This window comes from Gordonia otitidis (genome assembly GCF_020735545.1).
In the GTDB taxonomy this organism is placed as follows: Bacteria; Actinomycetota; Actinomycetes; order Mycobacteriales; family Mycobacteriaceae; genus Gordonia; species Gordonia otitidis.
The window spans coordinates 4,220,059-4,239,289 of the sequence record NZ_CP085974.1; the positions used below are offsets into that span (position 1 = coordinate 4,220,059).

Sequence of the window (19,231 nt, forward strand, 5' to 3'; positions counted from 1 at the left end):
CTCGCACACGTCACGGCGTGTGTCAGCTCAGGGTCGGCGTCGGCTACGCCCTGCGTCGATCGCGAGTCGGCCTGCGATCCGTCCGCTCGCACCCGTCACACCCCCGCCGGGATGCGTCGACGCTCCGGCGAGCAACAGCCCTTCGGCCCCCGGTACGCGGTGTCCGGCGAGGTCCGGGTGCGGTCGATAGGTGAACATCTGGTCGATCGTCATCTCGACGTGCATGATGTTCCCCCCGATCAACCCCAATTCCGATTCGAGGTCGGCGGGTGTCTGGATATGGAGATGCTCGACGGACTCGCGCAGGCCGGGGGCGTGACGATCGACTTCGGTCAGGATCGCGTCCGCGGCGGCGTGCGCGGTCGATCCCGACCACCCTCCCTCGCGTGGGTGTCGCGGATGCCATTGGGCCCACACCGTGATCGAGTGCCGGTTCGACGGCGCGAGCGTCGGATCGATCGCCGAGTAGCTCATCACCACGCAGGCAGGCCGCGGTGGCAGGTCACCGACCGAGGCGGCTGCGTACGCGCGCCGGAGCTGCGCACGGTCGGTGACGAGGAGACCGAGAGCCGAGTGCACGCCGTGCGGGGGCAGCCCCGAGGGGAGGTCGCGGTAGTCGGGCAGGGCGCTGGTGCCCAGTCTCACGGCCATTCCGATGCCCGTCCCGATGTCGATCTCACGACGCCAGCGAGCGACAACAGACGGCGCCACACTGGCCCCCGCGTCGATCATGTCGAGTGTCGCCATGATGTGGCAGGCGGCGATCACCTGTTCTGTGCAGTGGTCCTCGTGTGCGGTCTGTACCCGCCAGTGATCGCCGCATCGGCTGATCGCTGTCGCCGGTGATCCGGTGAGCACCCGCGCGCCGTCGGCGTCGAGTCGGTGCAGGAGAGCTTCGGTCAGCGCTCCGCTTCCGCCGACCGCCCTACCGGGGGGAATCCGATGCATCAGGGCGGCGAACCCGACCATCGGCGCTGTCCCGGGGGCATTCATCGGTGGGCCCGATTGTGCGCCGAACCATGCGAGGGCGGCCTTGAGCCGTTCGGAGACGAACCAACGGTCGAGCAGGGCGTCGCCGGACATCATCAGCTCCTGCGTTGCAGCCATCAGCGCGCCGGCGCGCCGGCCGAGGACCCCGGTACGTGCGGTGTGCGCGGTGTGGCCGATGCCGGCGAACGCTCGACCGAATCGTGGCAGTGTCGCCGGGGAGTTGAACGCGTCGAGCACCGCGCGCGACCTCGGCCCCCACTCGCCGACGAACCGCCGGTACGCATCGGCATCGGCGGTCGAGCACGCGGCGGCGATCGACGCGCAGGTCGCGTCGAGGTCGGTGCGGAACACCAGTGGCGGGCCCGAGTCTGTCGCAGGTGCGAAACCCCATGGGTCGCAGTCGATGTAACGCAACCCGTGGTTCTCGAGTTCGAGTTCGTCGATGATCGGGGAGTGCCGGATCATCAGATGAGCCGACGACCCGCGATCGATGCGGTACCCGGGGAAACGCTCCACCGTCGACACGGCACCACCCGGTACCTCGTCGCGTTCGACGACGAGAACCGAACGTCCCGCTCGGGCGAGGTAGGCAGCAGCGATCAGTCCGTTGTGTCCCGCCCCCACGACGACGGCGTCATGCCGGGGCGGATGGTTGCCGCCGCCTCCGAGACCTGCGTGCCGTCGCCGACTCACCGCGCGGCCGGCGGCAGGGTCGTGTCGACGATCGGTCTCGGCGCGGCATCGAGGGGCAGGCTCCGCCCGAGGAAGGCGAACGGTCGGGGATCGCCTGTGAAGGTGAAATTGCGCAGGATGTCGTCGAAGCCCATTCTCCGGTAGAGCGACCACGCACGGTTGCGTTCCTCGGGTATCTCCGGGGTGGAGAGCAGGACGTGGTCCTCGGGTCGGTCGGTCAGCAACGCGGAGAGCAACCATTCGCCGATCCCGTGGCCCTGCGCTGTCGGATGAACGTGTAGTTCGGTGAGTTCGAAATAGTCGGTGGCGATGGTGTCGATCGTCTCCCGGTTACACCCGGACAGCCGCAGACCCGTGCGGAGTTGGTGATTCCACCACTGATCGTCGGCGCCGCGATAGCCGTAGGCGATGCCGACCATGATCTCGTCGCCCGTGGGGGAGACCGGGGGTCGGATCCTCCGACGCTCCGCCTCGGGGTCGAGGCGTCGATCGGGGGCGACGGCCGTCAGTGCGGCGTAGGCCGTCCACCCGCGTCGGGCGATGTGCTCGCGCCAGAGTGCGACCCGGTGGTGCTCGGTACCGCGCGGGTAGTCCATCGCGGTCACATAGACGTTCAGGGCAGCGTCGAGCCAGACCGGGCAGTCCTGCCCGGACAGTCGAACGAGGCGGGTCGCCAACTGGCTCGTCGTCCTTCCTCCCGCACCCCGCGGGCACACCGGGCGCCGGCCGCGGCCGAGCCGGGGAATGTCGGTACCGACTTCTACGCTGCTGTTGTCGGAAATGGGCCACATCTCTCTTGAAGAGTGCCGCCCCACTAGCTATATTGAATATGTCGAACGGGTGTTCGATGAACGTGCCTCCGCAAGCCGTTCTCATCGCCCCCGACAGTTCGGGTGGTCCGGCGGTGGACGAGGGAAGCGTGCATCGCCGGACCGCACCGTGGAGATGAAGACCGTGGAGACCGTGGAGATGAAGGGAGCGCGACATGGCAGGTATGGAGCCGATGCGACGCGGCAACCGGCATGCGCCGTATGGCGCAGTGATGCGCCCCGAGATCGATCCGGTCGTCGTGGTCCGTGCGCGTGACCTTCTCGAGCGTGCCGAGATCCTCACCGAGAACGCCGACGGCGTGCCAGATGACGCCGAACGCTTCCGTCAGTACTACCTGGCAGCGCTCCGTGCGGCAGGCGCGGCGCTCGCGGTGTACGAACCGCCGGTCAGGAGAGCGTCCCGACGTGTCTCGCCGAACGCCTGGTCACGAATCTCGTCGGCGGTTCCCGAGCTCGCCGAGTTCGCTTCGGCCTTTGCCGGGATGTCGACCGTTCGTATGGAGATCGAATCCGGTTTACGACGCCGCGTCGACGCCTCGGTGGTCACAGGTCTCCGGTCGCGGCTGCTCGTGTTCCTCGACGCTGTCGAAGACATCGTCGTGGCGTATGAGCAGGGGAAGCTCGCACATCAGGCACCCGCTCGGTCCGATTACGGCTACGACCACATCGCCTGAGACCGTGCCTCGACGCAATCCTTCGTCACACCGATCAAGGCGTCGCGCGCTGTTGTCGGCCGTGATATGTCACCTTCGGGTGGTTATGGTGGTCGCGCTCGCGATCACCTCGTATCATGGAAGCCGTAAGCCGCGAACACATGTCACGAGACTGGCGTCCGCGGTCGCCACGATCTCGTTGATGTGTGAATCGGCAACGTAGTAAGGAGGGTCGGTGCCACTCTCGGAGCACGAGCAGCGCATGCTCGAACAAATCGAAAGTGCTCTGTACGCCGAGGACCCGAAGTTTGCGTCCAGCGTCGAGCGTCGTCGGCTGGGCCGGTCGTCGGGTCGACGTCGTTTGCAGGCGGCGGCCATTTTCGTCGTCGGTCTGGTGCTGCTCATCGTCGGACCCCTGGTCGGTCTGAGTATCGCCGGGCTCCCCGTCGTCAGCCTCATCGGCTTCCTCGTGATGTTCGGGGCGGGACTATTCGCGCTCTGGGGCGGAGGTAGGTCGACGCCGAGCGAGTCCGCACCCCAGTCAGGCAAGGGTGGCAACACTCGTCCCTCGGGAAACAAGCGCAAGTTCACCGAGCGCATGGAAGACCGGTTCAACCGCCGCTTCGAGCAGGAGTGACCCCGGGCGCGCGATGATCGCGCGTCCCGAGTCCGCGCCGTAGCCCCGCGGCGCCGCGCCCAGGTCCCAGCGATACCCGCTATTCCCCAGTGAGTCACCATCCCTAGCGCACTAGCGCTGGTCACTTCACCACGGCAGGGCCGCACATCCACATGATGTGCGGCCCTGCCGTCGTCTGTGCGCTCGTCCTCCTCCCGGTCGGTCTGGTTACTTCTGGGCGTGGCCGCATCGCACCCGCTGCGCGCCCACCGTGTCTCCCCGGTGCGCGCCCACCGTGTCTCCCCACATCGCCCCACCGTGTCTCCCCACATCGCCCCACCTGACCGTGAAATCTTCCCTCACCAGTCACAGTGATGTCTTTTCGTCCCTTCTGGACACGTGAATCGCCACGTGCGACACGGTCGGTTGTATTCATCCAACCACGGAATTCTCGGCGTTGACCTGCGGAAAGTGCTGCGGGTAGGACGATCAGAGGGCGATGTTGGTGGAAAGTGGTGGAAAGTGGGGTACTGTGGCAGCACTGGGTGAGACGGACCGGAACGGATCGCTCAGGGGCAGGAGGTGTCGACATGTCGTCTGTGCGATTCGTCGGCACCTACACGCCGAAGCTGGATGACAAGGGGCGACTGACGTTGCCCGCCAAGTTCCGCGACGCACTGGCAGGAGGCGTGATGGTCACCAAAGGCCAGGACCACAGCCTGTCGGTGTTCCGTGCCGAGGAGTTCGACGAGATCGCCGCCAGAATCGTGGAGGCATCCCGCAACGACCCACAAGCGCGGGCCTTCCAGCGCTACTTCTTCGCCAGTACCGAAGAGCAGCGTCCGGATGGGCAGGGTCGGATCAGCTTGTCTCCCGACCATCGGGAGTACGCGGAGCTGACCAAGGAGTGTGTGGTGTTCGGCAGTTTCGATCACCTCGAGATCTGGGACGCACAGAAGTGGCGTGAATACCAGAGTGAGCACGAGGAGAACTTCTCGGCAGCCAACTCGGCCGCACTGAACGCGGTCTTGTAGCCGAGGGGTTGGCGAACGATGGACAGGGCTTCGGGTGGATCGAGGCCCCGGTCCGGAACGACCCTGGCGTACTTCCCCAACGCCAGGTGCGTCCCCGGACCGGGACCCCGCTTCACCCGACGACTCCCTCCTCGCCACGGTCATCACGGCATGCGTCGACCCGCAGCCGTGTCAGGAATTCGAGATGAGTGCACGTGCCCGCTACGGGTAGGGGTGTGCACACAGCACGGTCCGGGAGGTGATTCGGTGAATGCGTCGCACGACGACGACCGTCGTTCCGGACAGTTCGGCCACGTACCCGTCATGGCTCGCCGTATCACCGAACTCCTCGCGCCGGCACTGACGCGGCCCGGCGTCGAGAACCCCGTTGTCGTCGATGCCACGCTCGGTGCGGGTGGACACAGCGAACTGATGCTCACCGAATTCAACAATGCACGGGTCGTCGGAATCGACCGCGACGAGTCGGCGCTGGACATCGCGCGCGACAGGTTGGCGCGCTTCGGCGACCGGATCTCGTTCCACCAATCGAGGTTCGACGGCATCGACGGGGTGCTCGCCGCCGCAGGAGTCGATCACATCGACGCGGCCCTGTTCGACCTCGGCGTCTCGTCGATGCAGCTCGACCGTGCCGACCGCGGGTTCGCATACGCCGTCGATGCCCCCCTCGACATGCGGATGAATCCGGATGACGAACTAACCGCAGCGGACGTACTCAACACCTACTCACACGGCGATCTCGCGCGCGTGCTGTCCGAATACGGAGAGGAACGCTTCGCCGGGAAGATCGCTTCTGCGGTGCTGCGCGCACGGGAGAGTGAACCGTTCACGACAAGTGGACGACTCGTCGAATTGCTGTACGCCACAATCCCTGCCGCCACGCGACGGACCGGGGGACATCCGGCGAAACGCACTTTTCAGGCCCTGCGCATCGAGGTGAATCACGAACTCGACGCCTTGCGACTTGCCTTGCCCGCTGCTCTGGACGCCCTCGCTGTCGGTGGTCGTGTGGTCGTCATGAGCTATCAGTCGCTCGAGGATCGGATCGTCAAGCGCGAGTTCGCCGCACGCACACGGTCGACGTCGCCGCCCGGTCTGCCGGTCGAATTACCCGGTACCGCACCCGTTTTCAGGCTCGTGACGCGTGGTGCCGAGCAAGCGGGCGAGGCGGAACTCGCCGAGAACCCGCGGTCCGCCCCCGTACGGGTCCGCGCCATCGAACGTGTCGAGAGGAATCGGTCATGACAGTGCTCGACGATCGCGCCGTCGTTGACGGTGCGCACGCGGACACCAGTACGTCGACGCGGCGTCCACGTCGGGAGAACCTCGAGACACAGCGCCCCAACCGCTCACGAGCAGCCCAACGCGCGATCGAGCGGCGTCGCAATCGTGTTGCGGCAGAGAGTGTCGCCTCCGACCGTGGCGCCCCCCGCAGACAGGTGCCACGGCGCTCGTTGTTCACTCGCGCGCGGTCGGTGCCCTTCGTGGTTCCGGTCCTCGCGCTGCTCGTCGTCGGGCTGGGGTTGAGTCTGTGGTTGTCGACGAGGGCCGCGCAGGATTCGTATCGACTCGGGATCGAGCGCAAGACCAACCAGGCGTTGCTCGATCGACGCGACAGCCTCAAACGCAGCTACGAATCAGGTGACTCCGCACCCGAATTGTCCGACAAGGCAGCAAAACTGGGGATGATCCCGGTGCAGAACCCCGCACGCATGGTGATCGGCGCGAACGGCAAACCGAAGGTACTCGGCGACCCCGAACCCGCATCGGGCAAACCGATCGGGACGATCAATCCCGACGACAAGCCCGACCCCACCAGCAAGATCGACAAGAGCAAGGTCAGCGACTCGATGGGTCTGGGCGGTGACTCGTCGACAGGCCAGAACTCGAACTCGGCGGGACAGTCTCCCGACGCGACGGATTCGGGTGCCGCCGATCAGTCCTCGGCTTCCCCGTCGCCGGGTTCTCCTGCGCCGAATTCGCCAGCGCCGAGCGAGAATACGGCGCCGAACCAGAACACGGCGCCGAACCAGAACACGACTGCCGATCGGAACGCCGACGCGCCCGGTGCGCCATCAGGGTTGAATCCCAACGTGGCTCCCTCGGGTTCCGCACCGTCGGTCGCGGGTCGATCGGCACCGACGAATGGCAACCCGCCGAGCGCAAATTCCGCGGGTGCCCGTTAGGGCGGTGGACAATTGACAACCATGACACGCGCCAGTTTCCAGCGGATCGGTGAGCGTTTCGACCCGCCCGCTGCGCAGCCCCGGTCCCGACGACGCGGCACACCCGCAGGGGCTTCCGGGGGCTCGGGGAACGGCGGCTCCGGCGGCGGTGGTCGCTGGGGTCGCGGCGGTGGGGGTCGCGGGCCGCGCACCTTCGAATTCCGTAGTCGTGCTGTGGGACTCGTGATCATCCTGGTCGTGCTCGCCGTCGCGGTCCGAATGATCGTCGTGCACACCATCGAGGCGTCGTCGATTTCGGCGGAGGCTGCGCAGCAACGCGAGTACACCCAGGTGCTCACCGCGAAACGCGGAGCGATCCTCGACCGCAACGGACGCCCGCTCGCCTACACCGACGAAGCGCGCTCCCTGACGTTCCTGCCCAAGGCCGTTCGCAAGTCGATCGAGGCCGAGCACAAGAAGAACCCCGAGTATCCCGACGTCGACAAGCGACTCAAGGAGATCGCCGACGGCGTGTCGTCGGCGCTCGGCGGATCGATCAGCTCCGACGACCTCCACAAGAAGCTGACGAGCGACGACGGGTTCGTCTATCTCGCGCGCTCGGTGAGTCCGGAGGTCGCGGCGCGGATCGTCGCCGACTATCCGGAGGTCGGCGCCGATCCGCAGGCCATCCGGCTCTACCCGGGCGGCTCCCTGGCCGCCAACGTCGTCGGCGACGTCAACTACGACGGCAACGGACTGATCGGCCTCGAGGCGTCGATGGATTCGGTACTCGCCGGAACCGACGGTTCGAAGACCTACGACCGGGGTTCCGACGGCGCGGTGATCCCGGGCAGTACGCGCAACGTGCATCCGGCGATCAACGGCGCCACCGTGAAACTGACGCTCGACTCCGACATCCAGTGGTTCGTGCAGAGCGAGGTGAACAAGGCCAAGCAGGCGTCCGGCGCGAAGTCGGCGTCGGCTGTGGTACTAGACGCCAAGTCCGGCGAGGTCCTTGCCATGGCCAACGACGGCACCTTCAACGCCTCCAAGCCGCTGTCGGACCAGACCAAGGCAGACCTGGGCAATCCGGCGGTCACCTCGCCGTTCGAGCCGGGCTCGGTGAACAAGATCATCACAGCGTCTGCCGCCGTCGAGTACGGGCTGACAAGGCCCGACGAGGTACTTCAGGTGCCGGGCAGCATCAACATGGCCGGCGTCACCGTCAACGACGCCTGGTCGCACGGTGTCGAGCCGTACACGACAGCCGGAATCTTCAGCAAGTCGTCGAACGTCGGAACCCTGATGCTGGCCAAGCGCGTCGGCGAACAACGATTCGCCGACATGGTCAAGCGATTCGGACTCGGACAGCGCACCGGCGTCGGCCTCCCCGCAGAGAGCGGTGGTGCGGTGCCGGCGTTGAGTCAGTGGTCGGGTGGTTCGTTCGCCAACCTGCCCATCGGACAGGGACTGTCGATGTCGCTGCTGCAGATGACGGCGATGTACCAGACGATCGCCAACGACGGGCTCCGTGTCCCCCCGCGAATTCTGGAATCGGAACAGCGCGACGGTGGCGACGTTGAGGACGCCGATCGGCCCGCGGGTGTCCGTGTCGTGAGCCCGCAGACCGCGCACACGGTGCGCGACATGTTCCGCGGAGTCTTCCAGGAGGACCCGATGGGTGTGCAGTCGGGCACCGGCTACAAGGGAGCGGTCTCCGGCTATCAACTCTCCGGTAAGACCGGCACCGCACAGCAGGTGGACCCGTCGTGTGGGTGCTATTCGAATTCGAGCTACAACATCACCTTCGCGGGGATCGCACCCGCCGACAATCCGCGGTTCGTGGTGGGCATCATGCTCGACAATCCCAAGCGCAGCTCCGACGGCAGCGGTGGGCAGTCGGCGGCGCCGTTGTTCGCCTCGATCGCCTCGTGGATACTGCAGCGTCAGCAGGTTCCGCTGTCGCCGACGCCCACACCGTGGATCACGCTCGAGGCCCACTGAGCCAGCGGTGACGTGCACCGATATTCTGTTGGCCGGATTTGTCAATGGCACCGACCGTCGAGAATTGCCCTGACGGTATCGTGAGTGCGTTCCGGCGCTGCACATCCGCGCCCACCCGGGTTCGAGCCGCACGGGCCCGAACACGCGACACCGAAACCACTGCTGAGGGAGGCGATCGCATCATGGCGTCGACTCGCCGGTCCGCAGGTCTGAACAGACCCGAACACGTCGAGCCCACCGCTGTTGCCGTTCTCTCGACGGCCACCGGGGCGCGGCTCGATCTCATCGGGACTGTGGGCGCCGACGCCGCGGTCTCCGGTGTCTCGCTGCGCGCGCAGGACATCGCCGAGGGTGACCTGTTTGCTGCGCTTCCTGGGGGTCGCACCCACGGCGCTCGATTTGCGGCCGAGGCGGTGGAGCGCGGGGCGACGGCGATTCTCACCGATGCGGCCGGTCGCGCCGAACTCACGCGCGTGCTCCCGCCCGATGCGGCGTGCGCGGTCCTCGTCCACGCCGACCCCCGATCGGTACTCGGAGGCGTCAGCGCCCGCATCTACGGCAATCCCTCGCAACGACTCAAACTCATCGGGATCACCGGCACCTCCGGCAAGACGACGACCGCCTACATGGTCGAGGCGGCGATGATGGCCGCAGGCCACACCGTCGGCCTCATCGGCACGGTCGAGACCCGCGTCGACGGCGTGGCACGGGCGAGTTCGCTGACCACACCGGAGGCCCCGACTCTGCAGGCGCTGCTGGCCGTGATGCTCGAGCAGGGCGTCGACGTCGTCGTCATGGAGGTGTCGAGTCACGCGCTGGCGCTCGGCCGTGTCGACGGAGCCCACTTCTCCCTCGGAGCATTCACCAACCTGTCGCAGGACCACCTCGACTTCCACCCGACCATGCACGACTACTTCGAGGCCAAGGCGCAGTTGTTCGCGCAGGGGTCGTCGACGCGCGCTGTGCGGTCGGTCATCTGCGTCGACGACGAGTGGGGCAGGCGGATGCTCGACGTCGCCCGCCGAGGCGACACCATCGCGCCACTGACGGTCTCCACCACCGACGTTCCCGCAGACTGGCACGCCGGGCCGTCGACCATCGGTTCCGACGGCTCTCAGCGGGTGCAGGTCACCGACGCCTCGGGCATCGCACATGAGCTCACCGTCGGGCTCCCGGGTCGCTACAACGTCGCCAACGCGACACTCGCCGTCGCGGTCGCCGTGGCCGCCGGCGCGCCGGTCACGACAGCGACGTCGGCGATTGCCGAGGTGTCGGTCCCCGGCAGACTGCAGCGCATCGACCGGGGTCAGGACTTCCTCGCCATCGTCGACTACGCGCACAAACCGGGCGCACTCGAAGCCGTGCTGGCGACGCTCGACGAGCAGTCGCGTGGCCGGATCGCGGTGGTCATCGGTGCCGGTGGGGATAGGGACAGTGCCAAGCGGCCCCTGATGGGGGAGGTGGCCGCGCGTCGTGCCGATCTCGTCGTGGTCACCGACGACAACCCGCGTACCGAGGATCCCGCAGCCATCCGTGCCGCCGTGCTCGCCGGCGCGCACGCGGTTCCCGACGCCGCGCGGCGACCCGGCGTCGAGATCGTGGAGATCGGCGACCGCCGCGCCGCCATCGACTCGGCGATCGCGTGGGCGCAGCCCGGCGACGTCGTGCTCGTCGCGGGGAAGGGGCACGAAGCGGGTCAGGAGATCGACGGCGTGAAGCATCCATTCGACGACAGGGTCGTCGTTGCCGAGGCGCTTGCAGGGGTCCTCGAGAACACCTCGGGGGCGGGTCGGTGAGCGCGGGTGAGCGCGGTACCGACGACGTCGCCACCGATGCGACCGCACGTCAGGTGATCCTCGTACCCGCCGACATCGACGCCGTCTCGCGCGCCATCCGCGACCTCGTCACCCGGGCGCGCGACGCCGAACCCCGGGTGCGCACCTGGGCGATCATCGGCGATCTGGCCACCGGCGACGGTCTGAGCGAGAACGACAGCGTCGTCGAACACGACAGGGTGGGACGACTCGCGGTCAGACTCGCCGTCGACAAGACACTGTGTGTCGGACAGTCGCGCGCCGTCCGGGCGTTGCACCAGGGAGCAGTGATGGAGGGCTCCTGGGGTGACGAGGCAAGGCTGGTCGCGACCGTCGACGACGCGGCTGCGACACTCGCCGATGACGAGTGGCGCCCAGCCCCCGACGACATGGTGCTCGTAGCGGGCACGGACCCGGCGCTGGCCGACGTGGCAGCGGGGTTGGGGGAACGACGAGCGACGAACGAGGAGAGCGGCGAGTGACGGTCGGGCGAACTGAGGGAGGGATGCTGCGGTGACCCAGATCCTCATTGCGGGTGCGATCGCCGTTGCGGTGTCGATCCTGCTCACTCCGGTACTCATCCGCGTCTTCTCGCGCCAGGGTTTCGGTCAGGAGATCCGCGTCGAAGGGCCGCAGAGTCACCAGACGAAGCGTGGGACGCCGTCGATGGGTGGCGTCGCCATCCTGATCGCGCTCTGGGCGGGCTACTTCGGAGCGCACATCGTCGGCTTGTTCACCCACGACGGCAACGGACCGACGGCGTCGGGCCTGCTCGTACTCGGTTTGGCGACCGCGCTGGGCGGTGTCGGATTCCTCGACGACTTCATCAAAATACGCAAGCACCGCAACCTCGGACTCAACAAGACGGCCAAGTCGATCGGTCAGTTCATCGCCGCCATCCTGTTCGGTGTCCTCGTGCTCGGCTTCCGCAACGACTCGGGGTACACGCCGGCGAGTCCGCACCTGTCCTACGTCCGCGACATCGACGCGATCTCGATGGTCTCCGTCGCCTTCGTCGTGTTCTGTTGGTTGGTGGTCGCGGCATGGTCGAATGCGGTCAACTTCACCGATGGTCTCGACGGTCTCGCCGCGGGATCGATGGCCATGGTCCTCGGCACGTATGTACTGGTGACCTTCTTCCAGTTCGTCAACGCCTGTTCGGGAGGTGCGAAGCCCGCCGCGGACATCCCGCGCGGCTGCTACCACGTCCGCGATCCGCTCGATCTCGCGCTCATCGCGGTCGCGGGCGGTGGCGCCTGCCTCGGGTTCCTGTGGTGGAATGCCGCACCGGCCAAGATCTTCATGGGCGACACCGGATCGCTGGCACTCGGCGGACTGCTCGCGGGTCTGTCGATCACCACCCGCACCGAACTGCTCGCCGTCGTCATCGGCGCACTGTTCGTCGCCGAGATCATGTCGGTGGTCATCCAGATCGCGTTCTTCCGGACGACAGGTCGACGGGTCTTCCGCATGGCGCCCTTCCACCACCACTTCGAACTGGGTGGTTGGGCCGAGACCACGGTGATCATCCGGTTCTGGCTACTGACCGCCATCGCCTGCGCACTCGGTCTCTCGCTGTTCTACGGCGAGTTCCTCACAGTCAACGGCTAGCCGGATGAGTTCGATGACGGAACTTCATCTCCATGGTCGACGCGTCGTCGTCGCGGGCGGCGGCACCGCGGGCATGTCCGCGGCGCGATTCCTGCTCGGTGTCGGTGCCGTCGTCACGATCGCCGACGACCGCTTCGCCGACAGCACACCGCACCCGGGGACGGGGAAATCGGCTGACGTGACGACGGGAGTCGCGGGATCCGAGGTGACGACAGGAGTCGTCGGGGCCGACGCGGTCAAGGCGGCCGGAGCACGGCTCACGTCGGTAGCCGCGCTCCTCGTCGACGACGCCTGGGCCGCGACCACCGACCTCGTCATCGCCTCGCCGGGCTTCGCGCCGGGCAACCCGCTGATGGTCGCCGCTGCCGAGCACGAGATCCCGGTCTGGGGTGAGGTCGAGCTGGCGTGGCGCGTCGACCGTGGCGGACTGGCGGGCGAACCGCGCACCTGGCTCGTCGTGACGGGGACCGACGGCAAGACCACGACGACGTCGATGCTGACCGACATCGTCATCGAGGGTGGTCGCAGCGCCGCCGCGTGCGGCAACATCGGGCTGCCGGTACTCGATGCCATGACGTCCGAGCCGCGGGTCGACGTCCTGTGTGCCGAACTGTCGTCGTTCCAACTCCACTGGGCGCCGTCGATCACCCCCGACGCGGGGGTGGTGCTCAACGTCGCCGACGACCACCTCGACTGGCACGGGTCGTTCGCCGCGTATGCCGCGGACAAGCAGACCGCCCTGCGCGGTGCGGTCGGTGTCGTCGGACTCGACGACGCCGTCGCATCCGGTCTGCCCGTTGCGGGCAGGCGCGTGGGGTTCACCCTCGGCGAGCCCGCGCCCGGCGAACTCGGCGTCGTCGACGGCGACCTGGTGGACCGTGCGTTCACCGTCCGTGCGTCCACCGACCGTGCGTCCACCGACCGTGCCGACGATCGGCGGGGCCATACACGGCTCGTGTCAGCGGAATCCGTTCACCCTGCGGGACCGTCGGGTGTCTCCGACGCACTGGCCGCAGCGGCTCTCGCACTGGCGATCGACATCGACCCGTCGGCGATCGGTCGAGCGCTGAGCGCGTTTCGTCCCGCTGCCCACCGCGGCGAGGTGGTCGCCACCGTCGACGGAATCGACTTCGTCGACGATTCGAAGGCCACCAACCCGCACGCGGCTGAGGCCGCGATCGGCGCACACACGCTGGTGGTGCTCATCGCGGGCGGATTGCTGAAGGGCGCGTCGGTCGATCAGATGATCGCCGCGTCCGCGCACCGGCTCGCTGGGGTCGTCGCGATCGGGCGAGACCGCGACATCATTGTCGACGCGATTTCGCGACACGCCCCAAAAGTCCCAACAGTCACAGTATTCACAGGAGACGATGGCAGCGTGATTGCACAGCGCGCCCTCGGATCAGAAACGGGTTCAGCGCCGAGCGGGGTTCACCCGCACGGCGACCCCGGGAACTCCGGCGACCTCGCGACCGCGGTGATGAACCGCGCCGTCGCGGAGGCGTGGACGCTGGCCACGGCCACCGATCCGCGTCCCGACGCGGTGCTCCTCGCGCCTGCGGCGGCCTCGCTGGACATGTTCGCCGGGTACGGACGACGTGGTGACGCCTTCGCGGCCGCCGCGCGCTCGTTGCCGGGGAACGCTCCCCGGGCGACACAACCGTGACGGCGACAACCGATGCCGCGGGGGCGGGCAGCACGGGGGCCGGCAGCGCGGGGGCTGGCGCTGCAGCTGCCGCCGACCCGGTGGACGCCGACAAGTCAGCCGATGACACGGCAGGTGGGGTCGAGCCGGACTCGGGGTCTCGGACGTCGTCCACCCGCAAGAGGGCCGGCAAGAAGAAGACAGGTCGGTCGACGGGTAGGCGTGCAACGAGCAAGAGCGAGTCGACTACGCGACGCCCGGCGAAGTCCACGGCCGCCGACCACGGCACGTCCCGCGGGTCCGTCGTGCGCGGCGCGGCCCGCACCAGCACCGACCTCGCGGCGCTCCCGGCGACGGTGGTCGAGGGCGTGCGCAACCTGCTCAGCCGACCGCTGGCGTCCTACCACCTGGTCCTGACCATGGCCGCCCTGATGACGTCGTTCGGACTCATCATGGTGCTCTCGGCCTCGTCGGTGGAGGGCTACTCGGCGGATGGATCCGCCTACGGACTGTTCGCGAACCAGGTGATCTTCGTGGTACTCGGCGCGATCGTCTTCTACCTCACGCTGCGTATGCCCGTTCGCTTCTTCCGACGGATGGCAGTCCCGATGATCGCGGTGACGACGATCATGCTGGCTTTGGTCCTGGTGCCCGGTATCGGCACGCTCAGTCAGGGAGCACGACGGTGGTTCGACATCAACGGACTCTCGGTGCAGCCGTCCGAACTGGTGAAGGTGGCCTTGTGCGTGTGGGGCGCGCACCTGCTGGCATCGCGTCGACGCGACAACGCGTCGCTACGTGAACTGCTCGTACCGCTCGTACCGGTCGGCCTGCTGATCTGTCTGCTGATCATCCTCGAGCCCAATCTCTCGACCACGATCACCATCGCGATCATCGTCGGGGCGCTGCTGTGGTTCGCGGGTCTGCCGATCAAGGTGTTCGTCACATTCGTCGTCACCGGCGTCGCCATCGCAGTCGTCCTGGCACTCGTGGAGAGCTACCGATCGCAGCGCGTGATGAGCTTCCTCGGCGGCATCGACGACCCGCAAGGCGCGGGCTACCAGGCCCGACAGGCGACGTTCGCCCTCGCCAACGGTGGAGTGTTCGGAGTCGGACTCGGACAGAGCCGCGCGAAATGGAACTATCTGCCCAACGCGCACAACGACTTCATCTTCGCGATCATCGGCGAGGAACTCGGTCTCATCGGTGGACTTTTGGTGGTCTTCCTGTTCGTCGTCCTCGCCTTCACGGGATTCCGGATCGCACACCGGTGCACCGATCCCTTCCTGAAACTCATGACCTCGACCATCACGGTGTTGGTCACCGCCCAGGCGTTCATCAACATCGGATACGTCATCGGACTGCTACCGGTGACGGGCATCCAGTTGCCGTTGCTGTCGGCAGGCGGAACGTCGACCCTGACAGTGCTGGCGATGCTCGGCCTACTGGCCAACGCGGCACGGCACGAGCCCGAGGCGGTCGCGGCGCTCACCACGGGTCAGCGAAGCCGCGTCAGCCGATGGTTCCGGTTGCCGACGCCGGTGGCATACACGCCCACTCGCGCGGAAAACGCCCGGGACCGACTCGATGCACGTCGTGGGCCCGTGCCGTCGCAGGCCGGACGTGCGAGAAGTCAGCGCCAGGTGCCCGCATGGCGGCGCGCGATCGGCGCGCGGTTCTTCGGTGTCGCGCCCGAACCGAGTCCGGCGGCCGACAGCCGCGGGGCGCCGCGATCGGGTCAGGTGCGCGTCGACTACCGTGTCGGGTATTCCGGACGCGGGGAGCGCCCCAACGCTGCGCATACGCGCGATGCACGCGCCGATGGTCCGCGGCCATCGGCAGGTGCTCGCGGCGTCCGGGCTGAGCGTCGCGGTACGAAGCAACCGGCGTCGGCGCGGGCCGGAACACCGCACGTCTCCTCGGGCCGCTATTCGGGTTACGCGGGCAGAGCTGACAAGATGTCGGGGGGGCCGCGGTGGACGGGCAGGGGTCGCTAGACGATCCCGGGCGCCCGGGAACCGTCCCGAGGCGACGACGTGCGCAGTGCTGCGCGGCGACGACGGGGCGAGGTGTCGCGCTGCGAGCCCGGTCTGAACCGGGTCGACGACAGATGTGCCCGACCCGGAACAGTCCTGAGACAACACAGATGTGAATGGAGTGCAGACCGAATGGATCCGGACGAACAACGGGTTACGCCGACGGACCAACGTTCTGCAGCCGGCAGCACACCACGGTTGTCGGTCGTGGTCGCCGGCGGAGGAACCGCGGGGCACATCGAACCGGCGCTCGCCGTCGCCGATGCGGTCCACCGACTCGACCCGACGGCTCGGATCACCGCTCTCGGCACGTCTCGCGGTCTCGAGACGACGCTCGTACCCGAGCGCGGATACGACCTCGCCCTCATCCCGCCGGTTCCGCTGCCGCGCAAGCCCGGACTCGAACTCGCGAAGACCCCGGCACGGCTGCTGAGGTCGGTGCTCGCAACCCGCAAGGTACTGGCCGACGTGAAGGCCGATGTCGTCGTCGGATTCGGTGGGTATGTGTCCATGCCCGCTTATCTCGCTGCGCGCGCGTATCTGCGGCCGAGTCGACGGCTGCCGATCGTGATCCACGAGGCGAACGCCAGCGCAGGTATCGCGAACAAGGTCGGCGCGCGGTTCGCCGACACCGTGATGGCCGCGGTCGACGGATCGGGACTCGACGACGCCGAGGTCGTCGGTATCCCGGTGCGAGGCGTGATCGCCGACCTCGATCGCACGAGCCTGCGGGCCAAGGCGCGCCACTACTTCGGACTCGACGAGGATGCGCCGACGCTGCTCGTGTTCGGCGGTTCGCAGGGTGCGCAACGACTCAACGACGCAGTCGCCGGGGCGGCCGATGCGCTGGGACGCGCCGGTATAGGAGTGCTGCACGCGTACGGCCCCAAGAACACCATCGACCCCGTCTCACCCGACGACGCCCCGCCGTACCGGGCGGTCGGCTATCTCAAACGGATGGATCTCGCCTACGCGGCCGCGGATCTGGTGATGTGCCGCTCGGGCGCGATGACCGTGGCCGAGGTGTCCGCGACGGGTCTCCCCGCGATTTATGTGCCGCTGCCACACGGGAACGGCGAACAGCGGCTCAACGCGTTGCCGGTTGTCGAGGCGGGCGGCGGTGTCCTCGTGGCCGACGACGAGGTCACGGCCGACTGGGTCGCGAGTGAGGTCCCCGCACTGCTCGGCGATCCGGCCCGGCTCGCCGCGATGTCGGTGTCGGCGGCAGGGACCGGACATGGCGACGCCGCCAACGCCGTGGCTCGCGCCGCTCTCGATTTGGCCTCGTCGCATCGACTCGGGCGCAGGGCACGCACCGCGCGAGGCGCCGAGACGCCGCGCGCCACTTCCTCACCTGACGACCGCACAGCCGATCCCGACATCGAGTCCGGCCCCGACATCGAGTCCGCTGACAACACCGACCGCGACGATGCAGCCGGCGGCGCCGTCGCGACCAGCGGGGTCGACGGCGGTGGGGCTGACCGCAGTGAGGTCGACGGCCGTGAGGTTGGCGGCGGGGCGGCGTTTCGTTCGACGGGATCGGCGCCCAAGCGGTGACAATCGAGGACGTGACCTCAGCACACGGTGAGCCGGGAGCCGCACCTCTGCCAGAACAACTCCAGCGAGTCCACATGGTCGGTATCGGCGGCGCCGGAATGTCGGGTCTCGCGCGCATCCTGTTGTCGCGTGGCGGCCAGGTGTCCGGGTCGGATGCCAAGACCAGCCGCGGCATCATCGCTCTGCGCGCGCGGGGGGCTCAGATCACGATCGGACACGACGCCGCAGCACTCGACCTGCTGCCCGGCGGTCCGACCGTCGTGGTCACGACGCATGCCGCCATACCCAAGACGAATCCAGAACTCGTCGCGGCGGGTCAACGCGGTATCCCGGTCCTGTTGCGGCCGCATGTTCTCGCGGGACTGATGGCCGGCCACCGAACACTGCTCGTCGCCGGAACACACGGGAAGACCTCGACGACCTCGATGTCCGTCGTCGCGCTGCAGCACGCGGGGCTCGATCCGTCGTTCGCCATCGGCGGCGAACTCAACGAATCGGGAACCAACGCCCATCACGGGAGCGACGACATCTTCGTCGCCGAAGCCGACGAGAGCGATGGGTCGCTGCTCGAATACGCGCCGGACATCGTCGTGATCACCAACATCGAGGTCGACCACCTCGACTTCTTCGGCAGCGTCGAGGCCTACGTCGCGGTCTTCGACGAGTTCACCGAGAAGCTCCGTTCCGGCGGCACCCTCATCGTGTGTCTCGACGACCCGGGGACAGTCGCGCTCGCTCGTCGGCGCGCGGCCGAACTGACTGCCCGGGGGGTCACGGTGCTCGGTTACGGCACCGACGCGGACAAGATCACAATTCCCGGCGTCACACCTGCCGCGACACTGGTGTCGTGGACGCCGCACGGTAGCGGTGGGGCCGCGACGGTGCGGTTCGCCGAGCCGATCGTCGACTCACCCGTCGAAGTCGGCATGACACTGACGACTCCGGGAATCCACATGGCGCGCAACAGTCTCGGCGCGGTCCTCGGTGCCGTGCGCGCAGGCGGCGAACTGGCGGACGTGATCGCAGGCGTCGAGGCATTCGGTGGGGTCCGACGTCGTTTCGAATACAAGGGGCGTGCTGCGGGTGTCGCCGTCTACGACGACTACGCTCATCACCCCACCGAGGTCGCGGCCGTGTTGGCGGCCGCCCGGGGTCTGGTCGCTGGTGACGGCGATGCTCGTGAGGGCGATGCTCGTGAGGTCGGCGCCCGTGATGGCCGGGTGATCGCCGTGTTCCAGCCCCATCTCTATTCGCGTACAGCCGAATTCGCCGACGAATTCGCAGCGGCGCTCGACGCCGCGGACGAGGTGATAGTCGCGGACGTCTACGGGGCGCGAGAGGCGCCGATTCCCGGCGTGAGCGGCCGAAGCATCACCGACCAGCTGACCCGGCCCCATCGATTCGTTCCCGATCTATCGAGTCTCGCCGACATCGTCGCAGGCATCGCGCGACGAGGTGACATCGTGCTCACCCTCGGCGCCGGTGACATCACCATGCAGGGCCCCGAGATACTCGCAGCGCTCGAGGGGCCGGGCACGCGGCGACATGCGTCCGACGGGGGCGAGGACTCCCGGTGACCCGGTTCC

Annotated in this window: 14 protein-coding genes and 1 pseudogene; 13 read left to right on the forward strand and 2 right to left on the reverse strand. The window is 67.7% G+C overall.

Annotated elements, in window-relative coordinates; translation table 11 throughout:
* Positions 1 to 27: 27 nt before the first annotated feature.
* The gene (locus LK459_RS19365; RefSeq protein WP_407648650.1) at positions 28 to 1,683 is read right to left on the reverse strand and encodes a phytoene desaturase family protein; all 1,656 of its coding nucleotides are present in this window, start codon (positions 1,681 to 1,683) and stop codon (positions 28 to 30) included.
* Entirely contained in the window at positions 1,680 to 2,360 is a 681-nt protein-coding gene (locus LK459_RS19370; RefSeq protein WP_227920132.1) for a GNAT family N-acetyltransferase, read from the reverse strand. Before LK459_RS19370 ends, LK459_RS19365 begins: the two co-directional genes overlap by 4 nt.
* A gap of 317 nt (positions 2,361 to 2,677) precedes the next feature.
* Here LK459_RS19370 and LK459_RS19375 point away from each other — a divergent pair, with 317 nt between their 5' ends.
* The 13 genes and pseudogenes from LK459_RS19375 to murC all read left to right on the forward strand — a co-directional run bounded on the left by LK459_RS19375 (position 2,678) and on the right by murC (position 19,222).
* On the forward strand, positions 2,678 to 3,187 hold the full coding sequence (locus tag LK459_RS19375) for an SAV_6107 family HEPN domain-containing protein (protein WP_227923881.1): 510 nt from the start codon (positions 2,678 to 2,680) through the stop codon (positions 3,185 to 3,187).
* A gap of 214 nt (positions 3,188 to 3,401) precedes the next feature.
* Positions 3,402 to 3,803, forward strand: coding sequence for a DUF3040 domain-containing protein (locus tag LK459_RS19380; protein WP_007237376.1), 402 nt, complete (start codon positions 3,402 to 3,404; stop codon positions 3,801 to 3,803).
* Positions 3,804 to 4,372: 569 nt separating this feature from the next.
* The gene (gene mraZ, locus LK459_RS19385) at positions 4,373 to 4,816 is read left to right on the forward strand and encodes a division/cell wall cluster transcriptional repressor MraZ (protein WP_007237375.1); all 444 of its coding nucleotides are present in this window, start codon (positions 4,373 to 4,375) and stop codon (positions 4,814 to 4,816) included.
* A 303-nt stretch (positions 4,817 to 5,119) separates the two neighbouring features.
* Positions 5,120 to 6,058, forward strand: coding sequence for a 16S rRNA (cytosine(1402)-N(4))-methyltransferase RsmH (rsmH, locus tag LK459_RS19390; RefSeq protein ID WP_407648818.1), 939 nt, complete (start codon positions 5,120 to 5,122; stop codon positions 6,056 to 6,058).
* Complete coding sequence (locus LK459_RS19395) at positions 6,055 to 6,999, forward strand: RodZ family helix-turn-helix domain-containing protein (RefSeq protein ID WP_227920136.1); 945 nt, start codon at positions 6,055 to 6,057, stop codon at positions 6,997 to 6,999. Before rsmH ends, LK459_RS19395 begins: the two co-directional genes overlap by 4 nt.
* Before the next feature lie 21 nt (positions 7,000 to 7,020).
* Complete coding sequence (locus LK459_RS19400; protein ID WP_227920137.1) at positions 7,021 to 8,982, forward strand: peptidoglycan D,D-transpeptidase FtsI family protein; 1,962 nt, start codon at positions 7,021 to 7,023, stop codon at positions 8,980 to 8,982.
* Between the two features lie 182 nt (positions 8,983 to 9,164).
* Positions 9,165 to 10,778, forward strand: coding sequence for a UDP-N-acetylmuramoyl-L-alanyl-D-glutamate--2,6-diaminopimelate ligase (locus LK459_RS19405; protein WP_227920138.1), 1,614 nt, complete (start codon positions 9,165 to 9,167; stop codon positions 10,776 to 10,778).
* Positions 10,775 to 11,278 (forward strand): UDP-N-acetylmuramoyl-tripeptide--D-alanyl-D-alanine ligase, encoded by a 504-nt coding sequence (locus tag LK459_RS19410; RefSeq protein WP_227920139.1) that lies wholly within the window; start codon positions 10,775 to 10,777, stop codon positions 11,276 to 11,278. Before LK459_RS19405 ends, LK459_RS19410 begins: the two co-directional genes overlap by 4 nt.
* A 31-nt stretch (positions 11,279 to 11,309) precedes the next feature.
* Positions 11,310 to 12,407 carry a phospho-N-acetylmuramoyl-pentapeptide-transferase gene (gene mraY, locus LK459_RS19415; RefSeq protein WP_007237369.1) on the forward strand — a complete coding sequence of 366 codons (1,098 nt, stop codon included), beginning with the start codon at positions 11,310 to 11,312 and terminating at the stop codon, positions 12,405 to 12,407.
* A gap of 13 nt (positions 12,408 to 12,420) precedes the next feature.
* Positions 12,421 to 14,073 (forward strand): UDP-N-acetylmuramoyl-L-alanine--D-glutamate ligase, encoded by a 1,653-nt coding sequence (gene murD / locus LK459_RS19420; RefSeq protein WP_407648651.1) that lies wholly within the window; start codon positions 12,421 to 12,423, stop codon positions 14,071 to 14,073.
* The gene (gene ftsW, locus LK459_RS19425) at positions 14,070 to 16,049 is read left to right on the forward strand and encodes a putative lipid II flippase FtsW (protein ID WP_407648652.1); all 1,980 of its coding nucleotides are present in this window, start codon (positions 14,070 to 14,072) and stop codon (positions 16,047 to 16,049) included. Before murD ends, ftsW begins: the two co-directional genes overlap by 4 nt.
* A gap of 171 nt (positions 16,050 to 16,220) precedes the next feature.
* Positions 16,221 to 17,417, forward strand: a pseudogene (gene murG, locus LK459_RS19430) (undecaprenyldiphospho-muramoylpentapeptide beta-N-acetylglucosaminyltransferase); the annotation flags it as partial.
* Positions 17,418 to 17,656: 239 nt separating this feature from the next.
* Entirely contained in the window at positions 17,657 to 19,222 is a 1,566-nt protein-coding gene (murC, locus tag LK459_RS19435; RefSeq protein WP_407648653.1) for a UDP-N-acetylmuramate--L-alanine ligase, read from the forward strand.
* Positions 19,223 to 19,231: the final 9 nt, after the last annotated feature.